This is a genomic window from Rheinheimera sp., from assembly GCF_030690345.1.
Taxonomy (GTDB): domain Bacteria; phylum Pseudomonadota; class Gammaproteobacteria; order Enterobacterales; family Alteromonadaceae; genus Alishewanella.
Map to the genome: position 1 here is coordinate 1 of NZ_JAUYGV010000008.1, position 21,029 is coordinate 21,029.

At 48.8% G+C, this 21,029-nt stretch carries 22 protein-coding genes; 6 read left to right on the forward strand and 16 right to left on the reverse strand.

Translation table 11 applies throughout. The features are described from left to right. Window positions 1-20: 20 nt before the first annotated feature. The 13 genes from lpxA to rpsB form a co-directional block, all read right to left on the reverse strand. Window positions 21-812: an acyl-ACP--UDP-N-acetylglucosamine O-acyltransferase gene (gene lpxA / locus Q8O77_RS14955; protein WP_305554888.1), complete on the reverse strand. Its 792-nt coding sequence runs from the start codon at window positions 810-812 to the stop codon at window positions 21-23. Next, window positions 793-1,206, reverse strand: coding sequence for a 3-hydroxyacyl-ACP dehydratase FabZ (fabZ, locus tag Q8O77_RS14960; RefSeq protein ID WP_304629623.1), 414 nt, complete (start codon window positions 1,204-1,206; stop codon window positions 793-795). Before fabZ ends, lpxA begins: the two co-directional genes overlap by 20 nt. A 53-nt stretch (window positions 1,207-1,259) precedes the next feature. Then, entirely contained in the window at window positions 1,260-2,312 is a 1,053-nt protein-coding gene (gene lpxD, locus Q8O77_RS14965; RefSeq protein WP_305554891.1) for a UDP-3-O-(3-hydroxymyristoyl)glucosamine N-acyltransferase, read from the reverse strand. Further along, on the reverse strand, window positions 2,312-2,830 hold the full coding sequence (locus Q8O77_RS14970; protein WP_305554893.1) for an OmpH family outer membrane protein: 519 nt from the start codon (window positions 2,828-2,830) through the stop codon (window positions 2,312-2,314). Before Q8O77_RS14970 ends, lpxD begins: the two co-directional genes overlap by 1 nt. Before the next feature lie 24 nt (window positions 2,831-2,854). Then, on the reverse strand, window positions 2,855-5,344 hold the full coding sequence (gene bamA / locus Q8O77_RS14975; RefSeq protein ID WP_305554895.1) for an outer membrane protein assembly factor BamA: 2,490 nt from the start codon (window positions 5,342-5,344) through the stop codon (window positions 2,855-2,857). 26 nt (window positions 5,345-5,370) lie between these two features. Continuing rightward, a complete protein-coding gene (gene rseP, locus Q8O77_RS14980; protein ID WP_305554897.1) occupies window positions 5,371-6,726 on the reverse strand; it encodes a sigma E protease regulator RseP in 1,356 nt (451 codons plus the stop codon). Next, entirely contained in the window at window positions 6,726-7,919 is a 1,194-nt protein-coding gene (gene ispC, locus Q8O77_RS14985; protein ID WP_305554899.1) for a 1-deoxy-D-xylulose-5-phosphate reductoisomerase, read from the reverse strand. The genes rseP and ispC overlap by 1 nt, the downstream gene beginning before the upstream one ends. Continuing rightward, the gene (locus tag Q8O77_RS14990; RefSeq protein WP_305554901.1) at window positions 7,919-8,782 is read right to left on the reverse strand and encodes a phosphatidate cytidylyltransferase; all 864 of its coding nucleotides are present in this window, start codon (window positions 8,780-8,782) and stop codon (window positions 7,919-7,921) included. Before Q8O77_RS14990 ends, ispC begins: the two co-directional genes overlap by 1 nt. A gap of 5 nt (window positions 8,783-8,787) precedes the next feature. Further along, complete coding sequence (gene uppS, locus Q8O77_RS14995; RefSeq protein ID WP_305554903.1) at window positions 8,788-9,552, reverse strand: polyprenyl diphosphate synthase; 765 nt, start codon at window positions 9,550-9,552, stop codon at window positions 8,788-8,790. Window positions 9,553-9,683: 131 nt separating this feature from the next. Further along, entirely contained in the window at window positions 9,684-10,241 is a 558-nt protein-coding gene (gene frr, locus Q8O77_RS15000) for a ribosome recycling factor (RefSeq protein WP_305554905.1), read from the reverse strand. 59 nt (window positions 10,242-10,300) lie between these two features. Further along, window positions 10,301-11,041 (reverse strand): UMP kinase, encoded by a 741-nt coding sequence (pyrH, locus tag Q8O77_RS15005; RefSeq protein WP_068232385.1) that lies wholly within the window; start codon window positions 11,039-11,041, stop codon window positions 10,301-10,303. Window positions 11,042-11,160: 119 nt separating this feature from the next. After that, a complete protein-coding gene (gene tsf / locus Q8O77_RS15010) occupies window positions 11,161-12,033 on the reverse strand; it encodes a translation elongation factor Ts (RefSeq protein WP_305554908.1) in 873 nt (290 codons plus the stop codon). Between the two features lie 106 nt (window positions 12,034-12,139). Beyond that, window positions 12,140-12,871 carry a 30S ribosomal protein S2 gene (gene rpsB / locus Q8O77_RS15015; RefSeq protein ID WP_173500898.1) on the reverse strand — a complete coding sequence of 244 codons (732 nt, stop codon included), beginning with the start codon at window positions 12,869-12,871 and terminating at the stop codon, window positions 12,140-12,142. 310 nt (window positions 12,872-13,181) lie between these two features. Between rpsB and map the strand changes: the two genes are divergently transcribed. From map to dapD, 3 genes are read left to right on the forward strand one after another with little or no spacing between them, the layout of a single operon-like run. Next, complete coding sequence (gene map, locus Q8O77_RS15020; RefSeq protein WP_305554910.1) at window positions 13,182-13,970, forward strand: type I methionyl aminopeptidase; 789 nt, start codon at window positions 13,182-13,184, stop codon at window positions 13,968-13,970. A gap of 21 nt (window positions 13,971-13,991) precedes the next feature. Next, window positions 13,992-16,616: a bifunctional uridylyltransferase/uridylyl-removing protein GlnD gene (gene glnD / locus Q8O77_RS15025; RefSeq protein ID WP_305554912.1), complete on the forward strand. Its 2,625-nt coding sequence runs from the start codon at window positions 13,992-13,994 to the stop codon at window positions 16,614-16,616. Window positions 16,617-16,624: 8 nt separating this feature from the next. Continuing rightward, complete coding sequence (gene dapD, locus Q8O77_RS15030; RefSeq protein ID WP_305554914.1) at window positions 16,625-17,449, forward strand: 2,3,4,5-tetrahydropyridine-2,6-dicarboxylate N-succinyltransferase; 825 nt, start codon at window positions 16,625-16,627, stop codon at window positions 17,447-17,449. A 63-nt stretch (window positions 17,450-17,512) separates the two neighbouring features. On the opposite strand, the gene Q8O77_RS15035 is transcribed toward dapD, so the two are convergent. After that, window positions 17,513-17,707: a hypothetical protein gene (locus Q8O77_RS15035; RefSeq protein WP_305554916.1), complete on the reverse strand. Its 195-nt coding sequence runs from the start codon at window positions 17,705-17,707 to the stop codon at window positions 17,513-17,515. Window positions 17,708-17,916: 209 nt separating this feature from the next. Here Q8O77_RS15035 and cysZ point away from each other — a divergent pair, with 209 nt between their 5' ends. Continuing rightward, on the forward strand, window positions 17,917-18,678 hold the full coding sequence (gene cysZ, locus Q8O77_RS15040; protein ID WP_305554918.1) for a sulfate transporter CysZ: 762 nt from the start codon (window positions 17,917-17,919) through the stop codon (window positions 18,676-18,678). Window positions 18,679-18,797: 119 nt separating this feature from the next. Continuing rightward, entirely contained in the window at window positions 18,798-19,661 is an 864-nt protein-coding gene (locus tag Q8O77_RS15045) for an ADP-polyphosphate phosphotransferase (protein ID WP_305554920.1), read from the forward strand. A 39-nt stretch (window positions 19,662-19,700) separates the two neighbouring features. On the opposite strand, the gene Q8O77_RS15050 is transcribed toward Q8O77_RS15045, so the two are convergent. Beyond that, entirely contained in the window at window positions 19,701-19,967 is a 267-nt protein-coding gene (locus Q8O77_RS15050; RefSeq protein ID WP_371133511.1) for a flavodoxin domain-containing protein, read from the reverse strand. A gap of 128 nt (window positions 19,968-20,095) precedes the next feature. Next, on the reverse strand, window positions 20,096-20,335 hold the full coding sequence (locus tag Q8O77_RS15055; protein ID WP_305554922.1) for a hypothetical protein: 240 nt from the start codon (window positions 20,333-20,335) through the stop codon (window positions 20,096-20,098). On the opposite strand from Q8O77_RS15055, the gene Q8O77_RS15060 reads away from it, so the two are divergent. Further along, window positions 20,334-21,029, forward strand: coding sequence for a hypothetical protein (locus Q8O77_RS15060; RefSeq protein ID WP_305554924.1), 696 nt, complete (start codon window positions 20,334-20,336; stop codon window positions 21,027-21,029). The genes Q8O77_RS15055 and Q8O77_RS15060 overlap by 2 nt on opposite strands.

Here is a 21,029-nt window from a genome sequence, read left to right on the forward strand (position 1 = left end):
CGGCCGGTCAGTTGCAGGCATCAGCGCACTATACCTCTGCTGGCGTTGGCGATGAAATCGGTAAACAGCTTAAGCTCGGGCACTTCAGCGGCTTTATCCTGCAGTGCGGCTAAGGCTTCGGCTACCGTTTGGCCTTTACGATATACTTCTTTGTAAGCACGGCGAATTTCCAACAGCGCTTCGCTGCTGTAGCCGCGGCGTTTTAAGCCTTCAGTATTAATGCCGGCCGGCACGCAGGGCGCGCCATGCACCATCAGATAAGGCGGTACATCTTTAAGTACAATAGAACCACCTCCACAAAAACTGTGAGCGCCAATATGCACAAACTGATGCACGCCGGTCATACCGCCCAGAATAGCCCAATCACCAACATGCACATGGCCGGCAGCCTGAGCGCCGCTGGCAAAAATAGTATGGCTGCCGATAACACAGTCATGCGCAATGTGAGTGGTATTCATAAACAGGTTATGGCTACCGATAATGGTTTTACCCTGGTCCTGCACCGTACCACGGTGCACTGAGCAGCCTTCACGAAATACGTTGTAGTCGCCAACAATAAGTTGGGTAGCTTCACCTTTATACTTTTTATCCTGGCACGACTCACCGATACTGGCGAACTGGAAAAAGTGGTTACCTTTACCAATAATACTGGGGCCTTTAATCGCCACATGCGATTCCAAAACACAGTCATCACCAATGACCACGTCATGGCCAATGTAGCAAAACGGCCCGACTTTAACGTTCTTACCCAGTTTGGCACTGGCTTCAATTACTGCAGATGGATGGATCACGTTATAGCTCTCTTCTGGCACACATCAGCTCAGCCGAGCAGACAATTTGGCCTTCAACCTTAGCTTCGCCGTAAAACTTCCACATGTTGCGGCGTTCTTTTAAAAATTTAACTTCGAGGATCATGGTATCACCGGGTACCACCGGCTTTTTAAAGCGGGCATCGTCTATAGCGGCGAATAAGTACAGCTCATTTTCAGAGCGTTCAGTTACCGTTTTAAAACCCAGAATACCGGTAGCCTGCGCCAGAGCTTCAAGAATTAATACACCGGGAAAAATAGGCATGCCCGGAAAATGACCGGTAAAAATGGGCTCATTAATAGTGACATTTTTAAGCGCCGTCAGACTTTCACCCGGAGTGAAATCCAATACACGGTCAATCAGTAAAAACGGATAGCGGTGTGGTAGTAACGCCATAATCTCCTGCACCTGGAGACTATTAAGTTGGTTAGCCAAGGTTGTTCCTCTGTTTAGTGATCAGCACCAGTTGCAGTTTGCATACCGGCCAGCTGTTGTTCCAGCTGCTTCACCCGCTGATAAAGTTGGTCTATCTGACGTAACTTAGCGGTATTTTTACGCCATTCTAAATTGCTGACAGCGGGAATACCGGAAGAGTATACGCCTTTTTCGGTGATGGGTTTCATCACCATGGCCATACCGGAAATATGCGCACCATCACATATTTCAATATGGCCGTTAATTACTACAGCACCGCCAATAATACAATAACGGCCAATACGGGTACTACCGGCAACAACCGTAGCACCGGCCATCGCAGTATGATCACCGATGCGCACATTGTGAGCAATTTGGCACAGGTTATCGATGATTACATTGTTGCCTATTACTGTATTATCTATCGCTCCACGATCGATGGTGGTATTGGCGCCAATTTCGCAATAAGCACCAATAATTACCGCGCCGGTCTGTGGGATCTTAAGCCAATTGCCCCGCTCATTAGCAAAACCAAAGCCATCAGACCCTATCACAGCACCACTATGTACTATAGTATTGCTGCCAATTTTAACGCCATGATATACCGAAACATTAGGCCAAAGCCGCACATTATCACCAAGCACAACCTGCTCGCCAACAAAACAACCGGCACCAACCTGAACATTTTCACCAATAGTTGCACCGGCGGCGACAACAGCATTCGGGCCTATAGCAGCCGATGCCGCAACGTCGGCAGTCGGGTCAATACTGGCAGAAGGATGAACGCCATCCGCAGCTGCAGGAGTCGAATCCAACAACTGCGCTACCCTGGCAAAAGCTACATATGGATCTTTGACCACTAAAGCATTTACGCCAGGTGGCATAAAAGGCACATCATCAATTTTTACCAGCACAGCTGCAGCCTTGGTCTCAGTCAAATACTTGCGGTACTTGCTGTTAGACAAAAAACTGATTTGGCTGTCACCACCATGCTCCAATGTCGCAGTAGCTGTGATATTGCATTTTGCATCGCCAATTAACTGAGCATCTAAGTGCTCAGCTAATTCTGCCAGACAGTAACTGCGCATTACTTAGCTTTACCTACCTGAGCAGCAACTGCCTCAGAAATATCATATTCCGGCTTGGCATACACTGCTGCACCAGAGTTTAATACCATATCGAATTTTTCGCGCTCTGCTACCACATCAATAGCCGTTTTGATTAAGGCCAAAACTTTATTGCGCTCTTCAGCCTGGCGGTTACGGATTTCTTCGTCCAATGGCCGGGCTAATTGCTCGTATTGCTGACGCTGATTTGTCACAGCCGTTTTTAATTCTTCCTGCTGTTTTTCGCTCATGGTCGGGCCATCGCGACGCAGCTTTTCAATATTAAAAGTAATGTCTTTTTCCAGCTTACCTACAGCCTCAATACGCTGCGCAAACTCATTTTTAATCGTTTCCTGCATAGCGGCAGACTGTGGAATCTTTGCCGCTACAGCTTGCACATCAACAAAGGCAATTTTCATCTCTTTTGCCGCTACGTTGCCAGCTAACATTAAACCGGCCATCAGTACCAAAGCGGATTTTACTACACGTGTATTCAACATCTTTTATTCCCTATTTTTTCTGTTCTAGAAAGTTGTACCAATATTAAAACTGAAGTTTTCCTGTAAATCACCTTCATACTTTTTGATGATTTTGGCCAAACTAAAGGTTAGCGGGCCCATCGGCGAGATCCATTGTAAAGATACACCAGCCGTAGCGCGAATCAAACCAGGATCTGAATAATCCTGTAACGCTGGCTCCCCCTGAAAGCTCGGGACCTGGATCAACGCCGCATAGCGGTTAAGATCAAACTCGGAGTCCCAAACGTTGCCGGCGTCAACAAACAAACTGGTGCGCACGGAATTGCGATACTCATCACTTAAAAACGGTGTTGGCGTGATCAGCTCCAGTGTCAATATACCCATAGCATTACCACCAATAGAACGCGGCGAGACAGAATAAGTGTCATTTTCCGGGCCACTGGGGAACGGTACACTACCGGTATTTGGGTCAGGCAGCCCTGGTACGGATTGAGCCCGGCGGAAGATCGCATGCGGCCCAATAATACGGCTTTCAAAGCCGCGGATATTCTGGCCACCGGCATAGAAGTTTTCAGTAAATGGTAGGGTGTAATCATAACCATTTTTTGAGCCATAACCATTACCGTAGCCCAGTTCCAGCTTAGACAGGAATGACCAGGCATGATCGTTGCTGAGCGGAATATAATTACGCCCTTCAAAGGTAGTCTTAAAGTAAGTTAAATCAGAATTTGGTGTAGTAGCCTTTAAACTCAGTCCTAAATAATGCCCCGCCGTTGGGAACAGACCGCGGTTTAGCGTGCTGCGCACCCATGATGCCGACAACTCATAGTTAGTAAAGTTATAACCACCATCCGGGTTTTGCGCGTCCAGCAACACGGCACGGAAATGCCGTAATTGATCATACTCATTAATTGAATTGATCTTGTTAACAATGTAGTTCGCACCGAAGTTTAGCCGATTGTACTCATTTATCGGATAACCGATATTGGCACCAAAGCCATAGCGTTGCTGATTATAGGCCTCAAGGTTGGATGAAGCACTACTGTAATCCACATCGGAGTAAAACACCTGGCCACCGAGGCTGACACCATCAAGGGTGAAATATGGATCGGTATAAGTAGCACTTATTGATTTCTGATATTTATTGGTGTTCAGGCTAATACCGGCGCTGTTACCGGTACCAAAAAAGTTTTCCTGTTGCACCCCAACCTGGAACGACAAGCCCATATAATTGCCGTAGGAAATACCGGCGTTAAAACTACCAGACGGCTGCTCTTTAATATTAAAACCTATGTCGACCAGATCGTCGACACCTGCCACCGGTGTAGTGGCAAAATCTACGCTCTCAATATACGGCAAACGCTGAATCCGCTCTTTAGACAGCTCCAGCGCATCATTAGACAACCAGGCGCCTTCCATTTGTCGCAACTCACGGCGCAACACTTCATCGCGGGTATTGCTGTTACCACTCATATCGATGCGGCGCACATATACGCGCTTGCCCGGATCAACGCTAATGGTTAGCTCAACCTGGTTAGTATCATCATTAATTTGCGGAATAGTGCGTACTTTAGAATTGGCATAGCCAAAGCGGGCTAATAACTTGGCTATGCTCTCTTCGGTATAGGTAACCAAAGCACCATTATATAATTCACCGTCTTTTAGCGGCATAATCTTGCGGATAAATTCATCCTGGCCAATCAAATCGCCAACAAACTTAACACCACTGATGGTGTACTTTTCACCTTCAGTGACGTTTAACGTTACATAAACAGATTCTTTGTCCGGACTTACCGATACCTGCGACGAGTCGATATTAAAGCGAAGATAGCCACGGTCTAAATAATGGCTGTTAATTTTTTCTATATCACCCTGCAGGGTTTGCTTTTGATAGCGGTCGGAAGACATAAAACGCCACCAGGGTAAATCTTGTTTAGACTCGACATCTTGCAACAGCTCTTCATCAGAGAACAGCTGATTACCCACCACGTTTATCTGCCTGATAGAGGCTGCATCGCCTTCTTCAAAGTTAATTTTCAGATTTACGCGATTACGCGGCAGGTAAGTCACTTCAATTTCTACTTCAGCCTGATATTTACCCACACCGTGATAAAACTCAGTTAAGCCGTTTTCAATGCTTTGCAGAATAGTTTTGTCCAGCGGTTCGCCCACTTCAACACGGTTGCCGGCTAAACTTTCATTAAGCTGCTCTTCTTTAATATCTTTATTGCCATCAAACTCTATCGTATTAATGGTCGGGCGTTCGCGTAAACGGTAAATAACCGTATTGCCATCACGATATACTTTGATGTCGTCAAAATGACCGGCCGCATAAAGTGTGCGGATACTACGGGATAAATTGTACTCCGTTACCGTGTCGCCAACATTAAAGGGTAAATTGTTCAACGCCGCGCCCAGCGCAACGCGTTGCAGGCCTTCAACCTGAATATCCTGAACCGTAAATGATTCTTCAGCGAGCAGCGGGTTACTGGCAGAGGCAAGTAACATCGCAGCTACTAATCGTTTAATTGTCATTATTTGAACTACTTATGATTAGTTATTTACAAACGAGAAATATCGTTGAGCAGCGCAATTCCCATTAACGTCAGCAGGATTAACGCTCCGAACCGGAAACCTATTTCCTGCGTCTTTTCAGAGACAGGTTTGCCACGTATTAGTTCCAGCAGCATGTACATTAAGTGCCCGCCATCCAGTACCGGTAACGGCAGCAAATTGATGACGGCTAAGTTAACACTTATCAGCGCCAAAAACGATAAAAATGCCACCAAACCTATACTGGCAGTAGTGCCCGCGCCTTGGGCGATAGAAATGGGGCCGCTTAAATGCTTAACGGATACATCACCGGTTACCAGCTTACCAATCATCGCCAGGCTAAGCCGGGTCAACTGCCAGGTATGCGCCACACCAGCACCTACCGCATCCAGCACACCATAGCGTTGGGTATACAATACGCCAGCCGGCCAATCACTGACTTTAGGTGTAACACCCAATATACCCTGCGAAAAACCATCTTCGGTTATTGATAATGCCGGCGTTACCGTTAGCGTTAATTCATTACCTCCCCGCAACAACAGCAGCGTTAAAGGCTGCTCAGCAGCATTAACAATAATCCCCTGCAGTTGCGGCCAATCGCGGATCACCACATCATCTATCTGCAAAATTTTATCATTTGCCTGCAACCCTGCAGCCTGTGCCGCTGAGCCTTCGGCTACTGTAGCGATTTCGGTTAATGCTGTTGGCCGCGCTAAGTGCAGTCCCAAGCTGTCAAACACATTCTGTGTTTCAGGGTCAAATTGCCAATTACGGGTATCCAACTGCACGCTACGCTGTTGCTGAGTTGCCAGGTCTTGCAAGCCCAGCGTTATGCTGTCACTGCCGATTTGCTCCACCAACAATAAATTAACGCTGCTGGCATCGGTAGCGGGGCGTTGATTTACTGACACGATTTGCTGTTGCGCACCGATACCGGCCTGCGCCGCTATAGATTGCGGCGCCACATCAGCAATTATCGGCCGCATAGTTTGCACGCCCAATATATACATCAGCCATAAAGCAAACACAGCGAAGATAAAGTTTGCTGCCGGGCCGGCGGCAATAATTGCCATCCGCTGCCACACGGTTTTGTGGTTAAACGCCAGGTCTTTAAACTGCGGCAACACGGGGTCGATCCGTTCATCCAGCATCCGCACATAACCGCCCAACGGAATAGCGGCAATAACAAACTCCGTACCCTGTTTATCGCGCCAGCGCAGCAGTGCTTTACCAAAACCAATAGAAAAGCGCTTTACCAATACGCCGTTTTTACGGGCGACCCAAAAATGGCCGAACTCATGCACCGTGATCAGTACACCCAGGGCGACAATAAATGACAACAAATTCCAAATCGCACCAGACATTAACTTAGTTTCCTTAGCTGTAACCGCGCATGCTCACGTGCCTGCTGATCCAGCGCCAATATATCATCCAGCGTGCTGACACGAAAGCCGGCAAATTGCTCCAGACTGTGCGCATTCACAGCAGCAATGTCGGTAAAGCGGATTTGCTGCTGCAAAAAGGCCTCTACAGCAATTTCATTGGCAGCATTAAGCGCCGTCGTCGCGCCCTGACCGTGTTGGCATGCCTGCATGGCGAGGTATAAGTTCGGATAGCGCTCAGGTTGTGGCTCAGTAAAAGTAAAATCACGCATCTGTTTAAAACTTAACGGCGCCACGGGACTGGCGATACGCTTTGGAAACGCCAGGGCATGCGCGATAGGCGTACGCATATCCGGCTGACCTAACTGCGCCAGCACAGAGCCATCGGTGTATTGCACCATAGAATGAATAATACTTTGCGGATGGATCACCACCTCAATATCGGCAGCCTGGCAGTTAAATAACCAACGCGCCTCAATAAACTCCAGGCCTTTGTTCATCATCGTCGCGCTGTCAACAGAGATCTTATGCCCCATACTCCAGTTCGGGTGCGCCACGGCCTGAGCCGGCGTAATAGCAGCAAAGTCTGCTAAAGGTAACGTCAGAAAAGGCCCGCCACTGCCGGTCAGTAATAATTTACTGATACCAAAATCAGTGATTTGTTGATCATGGGTATGCTGCTGTAACGCCGCAGGTAAACACTGGAATATCGCATTGTGCTCGCTGTCTATCGGCAACAACGTAGCACCGTGGCGCTTCACTTTGTTGAGAAACAACTCACCACTCATCACCAGCGCTTCTTTATTGGCCAGCAGTATGGTTTTACCCTGCTCTACTGCCGCCAGGGTGGGCAACAAACCGGCAGAGCCGACGATAGCGGCCATCACAATATCAGCGTCCGGGTGCGCGGCCAACTGGCACAAACCGTCAATGCCGGCTAACACTTCTGTGCGGCTACCGGCTTGTTTTAGCGCTGCTGCCAACTCTTTAGCCGCACTGTGGTCCAGCATAGCGGCAAAGCGCGGTTGATACTGCAAACACTGCTGTAACAGCTTATCGCTTTGCGTGGCAGCTGTTAGTGCCAAGACCTGGTAATCCTGCGGATGCGCTGCCAGTACCGATAAGGTACTGACGCCGATAGAACCGGTGGAACCGAGGATAACCACATGACGCATCAGTAAAAACCACCAAAAATTGCCAGAATAATGGCAAACAGCGGCGCCGTCGCCGTTAAGCTGTCAATGCGATCTAAAATACCACCGTGGCCCGGCAAAAAGGCGCCACTGTCTTTTTTACCCGCCACGCGTTTCAGCATGCTTTCGGTCAGATCACCAAACACTGATAACACGGTAAGCAAGAAAGCAGCGATATACCACACTGTAGTTTGTGCCGGCCAGTCCTGCAGTGCCGCAACCACGGTAACCACTATGCCAACAAACAACAAGCCGCCAAGCATACCTTCTATTGTTTTACCAGGGCTGACTTTAGGCAGCAATTTATGCTTGCCAAACGGCTTGCCGACAATATAACCGCCAATATCCGCCGCCCATACCAGGCCAAGCAGACAGCAAATTAACCAGGCTCCGGTAAAGTTTGATGCCGCATAATCCGTTGAACGGATAAATAATACCGCAGCCCAGGCCGGTATCAGCGTTAGCCAGCCCATCAGGGCTTTGCGCCAATCACTGCCAGCCCACAATCTTTGGCTACGCGGGTAAGTAAGTACTAACACTATTGCCAGCAACCACCAGGCCACACCGGCCAATAATAAGCTGCTGAGCAACACATTGGTTTCAACCGGCCAACTGGCCTGCACCGGCAGTTGCCAGTACAGCAGCGCCAGAATAGTCGCCGTAAGGCCAACATAAACCCATCGCATCGCTTTGGTTGCTAAACCACAAAAACCACTCCACTCCCAGGCACCAAGCAAAAAAGCGGCTGAGATGAACAGTGCAAAACCGGCCAGCGGTAAATAAAATACGGCCATTAAAGCCAGTGGCGCTAATATCAGCGCGGTAATTACGCGTTGTTTAAACAATCTCGTTATCCTTTACCCAGCGTTGCCAACTGCCGGATTTGTTCTCCGGTACAGCCAAAACGACGCTCACGGTTAACAAAGGCGGCTATCGCTTCTGAGAACACCTGTTGATCAAAGTCAGGCCACAGGGTGTCTGTAAACCAAAGCTCGGCATAAGCAGCCTGCCATAGTAGAAAATTGCTGATGCGTACATCGCCACCGGTGCGGATCAATAAATCCAATTCCGGCTGTTCTGACATCTGTACCTGTGCAGCAAAAGTATGTTCGTTAATATCCGCCACAGTCAGCTCACCGTTTTGTACCTGAGTGGCCAAACAACGGGCAGCATTCACCATGTCCCAGCGGCCGCCGTAGTTAGCGGCAATATTCAGTGTCATGGCAGTGTTAGCCGCGGTCAACTGTTCGGCTTTGGCAATATTTGCTTTTAATTTATCACTGAAAGCCGATAAATCACCGACAATTTTTAACCTGACATTGTGCTTATGCAGTGTTTTCACTTCGCTTTGCAACACCATCAGAAACAGCTGCATCAAGGTTGACACTTCTTCTTCCGGCCGGCGCCAGTTTTCGCTGCTAAAGGCAAACAATGTCAGCGAACTAATCCCCAGCTCACGGCAGAAACTGACGCTGCGGCGCACCGCTTCTACGCCCTTTTTATGGCCCCACACCCGCGGTTTACCTTGCCGCTGTGCCCAACGACCGTTGCCATCCATGATAATTGCCACATGCTGTGGCAAGCTTTGCGGCTTGAGCTGCGAGTCTGCAGTCATAACGTGCGACCTGTCCTTAACTTGTAATACCCATCAGTCTGCTGCTGATGTCAGATAAAACTATTACCGGATAGAAAAAAGCGCCGTAATGCCAAAGCGTCACGACGCTGTAATGTTAACAGAAGGCCAAATCAGACTTCCATTAGTTCCTTTTCTTTCTCTGCCAACACGTCATCAATTTTCTTCACGAAAGTGTCGGTAATTTTCTGGATCTCATCCGCTGCACGGCGCTCGTCATCTTCACTGATTTCTTTATCTTTTTGCAGTGTTTTTAAATCAGCATTGGCATCACGACGGATATTACGCACGGCAACACGGCCGTTCTCGGCTTCAGCACGTACCAGTTTCACCAGGCTTTTACGCCGCTCTTCGGTCAACGCCGGCAAAGGTACACGAATAATGGTGCCGGCAGACATCGGGTTTAAGCCCAGGTCAGACGCCATAATGGCTTTCTCTACCGCGGCTGTCATGCTTTTGTCGAATACGGTAATAGCAAGGGTGCGGGCATCATCGATTGACACGTTAGCCACCTGGCGCAGCGGTGTATCCGTGCCGTAGTAAGACACGGAAATGCCATCCAATAAGCTTGGGTGCGCGCGGCCGGTGCGCACTTTAGTTAATTGTACTTTAAGCGCATCAACGCTTTTTTCCATCCGTACTTTACTGTCTGTAATAATGTCGTTAATCACGATCGGTATCCTTGTTTGTTCATGGCGTCGATTCAGCACGCCTTACTCAGCGCTCTAGTTTACTGTAAATTTTCGGCGTGGTCGATGACCGTGCCTTCCGGCTCGCCCATAATCACCCGTTTCAGCGCGCCGGCAGTATTCATATTAAACACACGAATTTGCAAATTATGGTCCCGCGCCAGCGTAAAGGCTGCTAAATCCATCACTTTAAGCTCTTTATCCAGCACTTCGTTATATGTCAGTTGGCTGTAAAGGGTAGCAGTAGGGTCTTTTACCGGGTCGGCCGAGAACACACCGTCAACCTTAGTTGCTTTTAGTACGGCGTCGGCTTCAATTTCAATGCCGCGCAAACAGGCAGCAGAGTCGGTAGTAAAGAACGGGTTACCGGTACCGGCAGAGAAAATGACCACCCGGCCCGATTTTAACAAGCTGATGGCCTCGGCCCAGCTGTAATTGTCACAGACACCATTTAACGGAATAGCACTCATCATCCGCGCGTTCACGTAGGCGCGGTGCAATGCATCACGCATCGCCAGACCATTCATTACCGTCGCCAGCATCCCCATGTGGTCACCCACTACGCGGTTCATCCCGGCTTTGGCCAGGCCTTCACCACGGAAGATATTACCGCCGCCGATCACTATGCCAACCTGTACGCCTAATTCGACCAGCTCTTTTATTTCCTGCGCCATCCGGTCCAGCACTTTGGGGTCAATACCAAAGCCCTCATCGCCCATCAGTGCTTCGCCACTGAGTTTTAATAAGATCCTGCGGTAAGTTGGTTTTGGATTCGTGCTCATGAGATCCCCATAGTGCGTGGTTAATTAGGATTATTGCGGGTAAAAAAAACCGCGGCCAGGTTGTTAGACCTGAAGCCGCGGTTATTCTAGCGGGTTTTGCCGTCAGGCAGAAGAATAAATTACTTCTTCGCTGCCGCGATTTGGGCTGCAACTTCAGCCGCAAAGTCTTCTTCTTTCTTCTCGATACCTTCGCCTACTTCCAGACGAATGAAAGAAACAGCTTTAGCACTGTTTTGCTTCAGGAAGTCACCAACAGAAACTGATGGATCTTTCACGAACGGCTGACCGGTTAAGCTTACTTCACCGGTGAACTTGCTCATACGGCCGGCAACCATTTTCTCAGCGATTTCCTGTGGCTTACCAGAGTTAACCGCGATGTCGATTTGGATAACGCGCTCACGCTCTACTACATCAGCCGGTACGTCGCCAGGTGTTAAGAAACCCGGGTTGTTCGCTGCAACATGCATTGCTACGTCTTTAGCGATATCTTCGTTACCGCCTTCCAGCACGGCCAATACACCTATACGGCCAGAATGCACGTAAGAACCAATTACGCCGCCTTCAACTACTGCTGCACGGCGTACGTTGATGTTTTCACCAATTTTGGCTACTAAAGTCGCGCGGGTATCTTCAACTGAAGTACCGTTTAAATCAGCAGCTAAAATCGCTTCAGCAGTGAACAGCTTGTTAGCGTGCGCTAAGTCGGCAACTGCGTTAGCAAAAGCCAGGAAGCTGGCATCACGTGCTACGAAGTCTGTTTCACAGTTAAACTCGATAGCTAAACCGTAACCGTTAGCTACGCGGGTTAAAATAGTACCTTCAGCGGCAATACGGCCTGCTTTCTTGGCAGCTTTGGCCAAACCACTTTTACGCATCGCGTCGATTGCAGCTTCGATATCGCCTGCAGTTTCTTCCAATGCTTTTTTACAATCCATCATGCCAGCGCCAGTGCGCTCGCGAAGTTCTTTTACTAAAGCGGCAGTTACAGCCATGGGAGCTTCCTCGTATTAATTCGGGTTGGACAAACAGGGGCCGGGGCCCCTGTCGCAATTTGGCACTGTGTTAGCGCAAGCTTAGCCTGCGCTAATGACAGAGAAATTACTCTGCTTCAACAACGAAGGCTTCGGCTTCAGCCTGGACTTCGATGTTTTTGTCACGACCTTCCAGGATAGCCTGACCTACAGCAGCCAGATATAACTGGATAGCGCGGATCGCGTCATCGTTACCCGGTACTACAAAGTCAACGCCTTTTGGATCAGAGTTGGTATCAACGATAGATACAACCGGAATACCCAGGTTGTTAGCTTCTTTGATCGCAATGTGTTCATGGTCAGCGTCGATCACGAACAGCACGTCTGGCAAGCCGCCCATGTCTTTAATACCGCCTAAGCTCTTTTCCAGCTTGTCCATTTCACGGGTACGGTCTAAAGCTTCTTTCTTGGTCAGCTTGTCGAAAGTACCGTCCTGGCTTTGCGCTTCCAGATCTTTTAAACGCTTGATTGACTGACGAACAGTTTTCCAGTTAGTCAGCATGCCACCTAACCAACGGTGGTTTACGTAGAACTGATCAACTTTGCTTGCCGCTTCTTTGATTGCTTCAGAAGCCGCACGCTTAGTACCAACGAACAGGATTTTGCCCTTTTTCGCTGCTACTTGCTGAATGAATGCCAGTGCATCGTTCATCATAGGAACAGTTTGTTCCAGGTTGATGATGTGTACTTTGTTACGCGCACCGAAAATGAATGGCTTCATTTTTGGATTCCAGTAACGGGTTTGGTGACCGAAGTGCACGCCCGCCTGGAGCATGTCGCGCATAGAAACTTTTGCCATGATTTATTTTCCTGTATAAGGGGTTAAGCCTCCATGTATCCCATATGCCGACCTTGGTCTGGCTGTGGTTCAGCGCAGAGCAAAGCACCCCGGAATATGTGCCGATACATGTGTGTTTTGTTTAGATTCCGCCGATTAACTCAGTGTTATCTCTATCTGAGAACAAAAGGTTCTGCAATAACAGATAAAGCAATTTGCTAATTTGCGGCGCGCTTTATACCATAGGCACCTTACAAACACAATCAAATGTGTATTTTTGCAGCAGTACGGCGGGCAACATAGTCCTTCGGTATAACCAGAGAGAACAGGCATGACAGCAAGCATCAAAACCCCGGCCGAAATTGAAAAAATGCGTGTCGCAGGCCGCCTCGCCGCCGACGTGTTGGAAATGATTGAGCCTTATGTAACAGCCGGTGTTACCACCGACGAACTGAACACCATCTGTCACAATTACATTGTTAACGAGCAGCAGGCGATACCGGCACCGCTGAACTACCACGGTTTTCCCAAATCCATCTGCACCTCGGTTAACCAGGTGATTTGCCACGGTATACCTGGCGACAAAAAGCTTAAAGAAGGCGATATTGTTAATATCGACATCACGGTAATTAAAGATGGCTACCACGGCGATACCTCGAAGATGTTCGTGGTAGGTAAAGCCAGCATCATGGCCGAGCGGCTGATACGGGTTACGCAAGAGTGCATGTATCTGGGCTTGAAGAAAGTGAAAAACGGCGTGCGCTTAGGCGATATCGGCCATGTTATCCAGCAACACGCGGAAAAGCACAGCTACTCGGTGGTGCGTGAATACTGCGGCCACGGTATAGGGGCGGTATTTCATGAAGACCCGCAGGTATTGCATTACGGCAAACCTGGCACCGGTGAAGTACTAAAAACCGGCATGTGCTTAACCATAGAGCCGATGATTAACGCCGGTGGCCGCCACAGTAAATTATTGGCCGATGGTTGGACAGTGGTGACCAAAGATCGTAGTTTATCAGCCCAGTTTGAACACACTATTTTAGTTACCGATACCGGCTGCGAAATTTTAACCCTACGCAGCGACGATACTATAGAGCGGATCTTAACGGCGGAGTAACCGCCCCAACGGAGTAGCAGTATGAGCCAGGCGGTAACCTACAGCAAAGCGCTTCCGGACAGTTACAGCCTGGAAGCTTATAAAAAGCATTTTGCTGACTTTCATGACTGGCTAAGCCGCAGCTTCTCGCAGCATCCGGTAAATGCGCTGGTAAAAGCCCGCGCCCGTTTTATTGACGATGTACTGGTGCAGCTGTGGCACAAGTACGAGTTACATAAAAGCAAAGACTTAAGCCTGATTGCAGTGGGCGGCTATGGCCGCGGCGAGTTGCATCCCTGCTCTGACATTGACTTGCTGCTACTGGCAGACGGCCGGTTATCCGCGGCACAACAAGAGGCGATCGCGCAATTTATTACCGTATTGTGGGATTTACGCCTTGAAGTTGGCCACAGTGTGCGCACGATAAAAGAATCGATAAAACTGGGCAAAGACGACATTACCATTGCCACTAACCTGTTAGAAATGCGCCTGCTTACCGGTAATAAGCCGCTGTTTGAACAACTGCAATCAGACGTCAGCAAAGACAGCTTCTGGACCAGCCAGGCGTTTTTCCAAGCCAAACGCCACGAGCAACAACAACGCCATGCCCAGTATCACGGCACGGCTTACAACCTCGAACCCAACTTAAAAGCCAACCCGGGTGGCCTGCGCGATATTCAAACCATTGGCTGGGTGGCCAAACGGCATTTTCAAACCCGCACCATGCGCGAGCTGGTGGCCTACCAGTACCTGACCGAAGATGAATACCAGGAACTGATGGAATGTGAAGCCTATTTATGGCAAATGCGCTTTGCACTGCACATAGAAGCCGGCCGTAACGAAAACCGTATTCTGTTTGACTACCAGCCGGCCGTGGCAGAACGGCTGGGTTTTGGCGCCGACGGTAAAGCTTCGGTGGAACGGATGATGAAGCGGTTTTTCCGCACCGTACAGCGCGTAGCAGAGCTAAACGAAATGCTGTTGCAACACTTTGACGGCAGCATTTTAAACCACAAAGAAAAAGTGAAAACCCTGCTGCTGGATGACTACTTCGAGCTGCAGGGCCATTTGATCGCCGCCCGTGATAACGCGGTATTTGCCAGGCGCGATAACCTGCTGCGGCTGTTTTGGCATATTGCCAATAACTCTAATATTACCGGCGTACATTCCTCTACCATGCGGCTGATCCGTCAGGTGCGGCGGCGCTTAATGGGCGACTTACAGGACTATGAAGCCTGCCGCCAGCTGTTTTTAGCCATTATCCGCCATCCGCGCGGTATGGATAAAGCCATTACCTTAATGCACCGCTATGGCGTACTGGCGGCTTACTTGCCGCAGTGGCGTAATATTGTCGGCCAGATGCAGTTTGATTTATTCCATGCTTACACCGTGGATGAACATACCCACCGTTTACTGAAAAACTTATACAAATACACGCTAAGCGAACATGAAAGTGAGTTTCCGCTGTGCAGCGATATCGTCAAAAAAATGGAAAAACCGGAGCTGTTGTATTTAGCCGGTATTTTTCATGATATCGCCAAAGGCCGCGGCGGCGATCACTCTGAGCTTGGTGCTATGGATGTGCGCGAATTTTCCAAGTTGCACAAACTCAGTGAGTTTGACAGCAAGCTGATTGCCTGGCTGGTCGAGCATCACCTGCTGATGTCAGTAACGGCGCAGCGCCGTGACATTCACGACCCGGCGGTAGTGGCGGAATTTGCCGAAAAAGTGCGCGACGAAACCCGGCTGAATTATCTGTACTGCTTAACCCTGGCCGATATCCGCGCCACTAACGACAATTTATGGAACGACTGGAAAGGCTCCTTACTGCGCGAGCTGTTTTTGGCCACGCAAAAAGCCTTTCGCCGCGGTTTGGAAAAACCAATGGATTTGCGCGACCTTATCCGCGAAAACCAAAGCGAAGCTATGCCACTGCTGCTAAAGCAAACCTTTAGTGAGAGTGAAATTTTGCAATTATGGAGCCGGATTAAAGCCGATTACTTTGCCCGCTACAGCGCGCGGCAAATTGCCTGGCACTGCGAGCATATTTTGCGGCATAAAAACCCGGACGAACCGCTGGTGCTGATCAGCAAAGCGCCCATCCGCGGTGGTACCCAGGTATTTATTTACACTAAAGATCAGCCCAAGCTATTTGCCCGGTTAGTGGCGGCGCTCGACAGCAAAAAAGTGAATATTTTCGATGCCCAAATTATGACCAACAAAGACGGTTATGCGATGGACACCTTTGTTATTCTGGAGCAAAACGGCGAGGCGGTAAATTCGCCATCACGCCAACAAAGCATTAAACGCGCGTTAGAGCTGTATATTCTGGACAAACCGGATTTATCGCGGCAAAAAACCAGGTTATCGCGCCAGATGCGCCAGTTTAACGTGCCGCCCAAGGTAGTGTTTTTACCCGGCAACACTGCCAGACGTACTATGGTGGAATTGGCCGCACTGGATACCCCGGGGCTGCTGGCCAATATCGGCGAAGTATTTCAGCGCTGCGATGTGAATATTCATGCGGCTAAGATCACTACCATCGGCGAGCGGGCTGAAGACTTTTTTATGATTTCAAATAGCGACGAGCAGGCCCTGAGCAGCGAGCAGCAAAGCGCGCTGAAACGGGCACTGATCGAGCAACTATCACAGCAAACAGAAGGCTAACAAAGACAATGTCAGAGTTAAAAAGCATTATCGAACAAGCATTTGAACAACGTGCCGACATCACCCCTGCTACTGTCAGCAGCGAAGTAAAACAGGCAGTAGAATCGGCCATCAGCATGCTGGATAACGGCAGTGCCCGGGTGGCTGAAAAACTTGCCGGCGAATGGGTAGTACATCAGTGGCTGAAAAAAGCCGTATTACTGTCGTTTCGTATTAACGACAACCAGGTGATGGACGGGGCAGAGAACCGCTTTTTCGATAAAGTAGCGATGAAATATGCCGGCTACAGCGATGCACAGTTTCGCAGCGATGGCGTGCGCGTAGTACCGCCGGCTGCAGTGCGCCGTGGCAGCTATATTGCAAAAAATGTGGTGCTGATGCCTTCATACGTCAATATCGGCGCCTATGTCGGTGAAGGTACTATGGTCGATACCTGGGCTACCGTAGGCAGCTGCGCACAAATTGGTAAAAACGTGCATTTATCCGGCGGCGTAGGCATTGGCGGTGTATTAGAGCCGTTGCAGGCCAACCCGACCATTATTGAAGATAACTGCTTTATCGGCGCCCGCTCTGAAGTGGTAGAAGGCGTTATCGTGGAAGAAGGCGCGGTGTTATCCATGGGCGTATATATCAGCCAGAGCACGCGCATTTATGACAGGGAAACCGGTGAAATCAGCTATGGCCGCGTACCGGCCGGTGCTGTGGTCGTGCCCGGGACTATCCCGGCAAAAGATGGCAGCCACAGCTTATATGCGGCTATTATCGTGAAAAAAGTCGATGCACAAACCCGTGCTAAAGTAGGCATTAACGCTCTGCTGCGCAGCATAGAGTAACTTACTGTTATAAAAGCAAAACGGCAGGTTATACCTGCCGTTTTTTATTACGCAGCTGCAGCGTTAGCCGATATACAGCAGTACCGCAAAGCTGACTAAACCCACAGCGGCAAACATACCGTACTCCAGGCGCTTTTCAAATTGTTTCTCCGCCCCCACTTCCGCCGGCACCAACAGCGCCGAAAACAAACAGGTTAACCCTGCCAGTAAACACAGTGTGGTTACCCCAAACACCAGCGCAGAACCTAACATCGCCATATGCCACCCTTAGTTGCTGTTAAAACCGGTTAAGCCGCGTCGCGGCAAAAAACTGCGCGCATTCTAGCATAAAAATACCGCTGTTATGCCAGAGCTCTGTTACAACGTTATATTCTGTTACCAAAAAACTGCCGTCAATACAGCGGAATGTCAGCTAAACACCTTATACTGCCTGCATAGCTGTTGCCGGTATTTTAGCTGAGGGTGTAATGTACTACTTTTTTCGTGGCCTGACTTTGATCCACACCAAAGGTTTAAAGCGTTTTGTGCTGGTGCCGCTGTTAATCAACCTGGTGCTGTTTTCCTTTGCGTTTTACATCTTACTGGCTCAGGTAAATGCCATGGTCGCGGCTGTGCAGCACTATCTGCCCGGCTGGTTGCACTGGTTAGAGTATTTACTGATCCCGCTGGGCGTAATGACACTGGTAATTGGTTTAGCCTACAGCTTTACCATGGTAGCCAACTTTATTGCCGCGCCCTTTAATGGCTTGCTCAGTGAAAAAGTAGAAGCACATCTTAGTGGTAAAACACTGCCCGATGTCGGCATAGCAGGCTTTATAAAAGATATCCCGCGCATGCTCGGCCGCGAATGGCAAAAACTGCTGTATGCTCTGCCGCGCGCTATCATTTTATTTGTGCTGTTTTTGTTTCTGCCGCTGGTGGGCCCTATCCTGTGGTTTTTATTTACCAGCTGGTTGCTGGCTATTCAGTATGTCGACTACCCGTACGATAACCATAAAATTGACTTTCGCACCATGCGCGCGCAACTGCGCAGCCAACCCGGAACCAGCTTTGCCTTTGGCGTGACGGTAAATATCGCCTGTATGATCCCGTTGTTTAACCTGTTTGTGATGCCGATAGCCGTATGCGGCGCCACCGCCATGTGGGTAGATAAACTGGCAGCACAAAATGACCCGGCACTAAAAGCTCCGGGCGCCAGGGCATACAATAAGCTGGACAAATACTGTTAGCTTTTCCGTCAGGAACACCAGACCAAACCTTACCCTTGTCGCTACCAGTGTCTATGCTTGGTTTAACTGTCAACTTTGACAACCGCTGATTAACCACAGCACACCAGCATGGAAATATAATGAAAATCGAGCCCTGTGATTACCGCGTGCAACCCGGTGAGAACCTTGACCTGACACAGCGTCCAACCCATGTTGAGCCGGTTTATGACGACAAAAAGGACTACAAAAAGCTGTTGCGGGAACAGGTCGGTGACCTCAGTGAGTTACAGCGGCTGCATTACGCGTCGAATAAATATGCTTTATTAATAATTTTTCAGGGCATGGATACTGCCGGCAAAGACAGCGCTATCCGGCATGTGATGTCAGGCGTTAATCCACAGGGCTGCCAGGTATTTAGTTTTAAACAACCCAGTGCAGCAGAGCTGGAGCACGACTTCCTGTGGCGCACGGTCAAACGCCTGCCAGAGCGGGGACGGATTGGCATATTTAACCGTTCTTACTACGAGGAAGTACTGGTAGTGCGGGTACACCCGGAGCTACTGAAGGCACAAGGTTTTGCCAACGATGTCCTCGCAGGGCAAACCATCTGGCAGCAGCGCTTTAAATCAATAACGGATCTGGAAGCGCATTTACACCTTAACGGTACCCGGGTGGTTAAGTTCTTTTTGCACTTGTCTAAACAGCAGCAGCGCGAGCGGCTTTTAGCCCGTATCGACGAGCCGGAGAAAAACTGGAAGTTTAGTGTCGCTGACATAAAAGAACGCGGACACTGGGACGACTATATGCACGCCTATGAAGCTTGCCTTAGCGCCACCAGCACTGCTGCGTCACCTTGGTTTGTTATTCCGGCCGATGATAAGAAAAATGCCAGGCTGATTATCTCGCAGATCGTCATCGACAGCTTACAAAACCTGGACATGCACTACCCAAAAGTCAGCGCGGCGCGGCGCCGGCAATTGCTAAAACTACGCGAGCAACTTTGACCACCGCCGCACAAGTTTCAACAAACCGAATCTGCCTTATTACCGCGCCGAAAAATGTTGCTCAAGCCACGGCAACGCAATCGTCTCTGGCTCCAGCGTTTCGCCGGTGTCAATGCGCAGCATCGGCGCCAGTTCCGTACCCTGAATTTCCAGTAACAGCTCACGCAGCTGCTCTCCGGCACCGCAAAACGTATCGTAACTGCTATCACCCAAGGCAATGAACGCAAACTGTTTGCCGGTTAACAACGGAAAACGGCTTTGTACATCCAGATAAAACGGCAACAGGTTGTCCGGAATATCACCCAGCCCAGTACCGAACTGTAGAGTTCAACCTGATACTTAACACCAACTCCGCGCAAAATACACAAACAAAACTTATTGACACAATATAAATTACAATATAACAATATTCCTGCATGATTAACATATTTAACTTAACGGAAAAACATAGAGATGAAACCATTTAGTATATTATTAGTTACATTACTCTTCTCTGCTTCAGCACTGTCACTACCGATGACATGTAAATGCACTTCGGGAAGTATGGTGGTAGAGGTTTCTGGAGGCACAACTAAGATGAGCTGTTCAGGTGGCGGACGCGTTAGCTGCAGGATTGGATAAGATAACTCAAGGGCTTTATTTACAAGCTCTTCTTCAAAAACAGAGCGGATCATGAAATTAAATATTAATGTATTGGTAGTTATAACTGTGATAATTGCAGCTTTATTTCTTTATAGCTTCGATGGCAATGTTGAGATACTAAACCAGCACCCAGAGCAACAGGCAGCTTCACAGAATAATAAAACTACCGAAAGCGATGTCACACCGCCTATACAGCTTGCTACGCTGCACGATAAAGATGTTGCTCCGGAATCTGCAATACCTGATAGCGTTGAGCAACTACCCAGCTCAGATCCTGAAGCGATAGCGCACCGTAAAGCAATAATGTTTTTCAACAGCTCGGCATTTAAGTCTGCGGAAACCATAAACGCAGCGTATCTAAATCACGATGGTATTGTGTCACGAAATACATTGGAAATGTCATTTTCCAATAATGACTTTAACCAATTAGTAACTGTAATTAAAAACGCGGAAAAAAATTCAGCGAGCTTCGAATTAGAAACGACCTTAGAGCAACATTTACTCCGCACATTAAGCAGCAAAGTTTTTGACGAAAGCTATTCTTGTGCAGGACGCGTTTGCGCCTTAACTTTCAAAGCAATTCAGCCAGAACAAAACGTTGAATCAGTCAAAGACTTTACAACAAGTTATGCATTTACTAACATTAGCCAAGATGATACCGGTGCTTATATTTATAAAGCTATTTTTATTCAGACAACTGATCCCAGTAATTTGCAGATACAATAA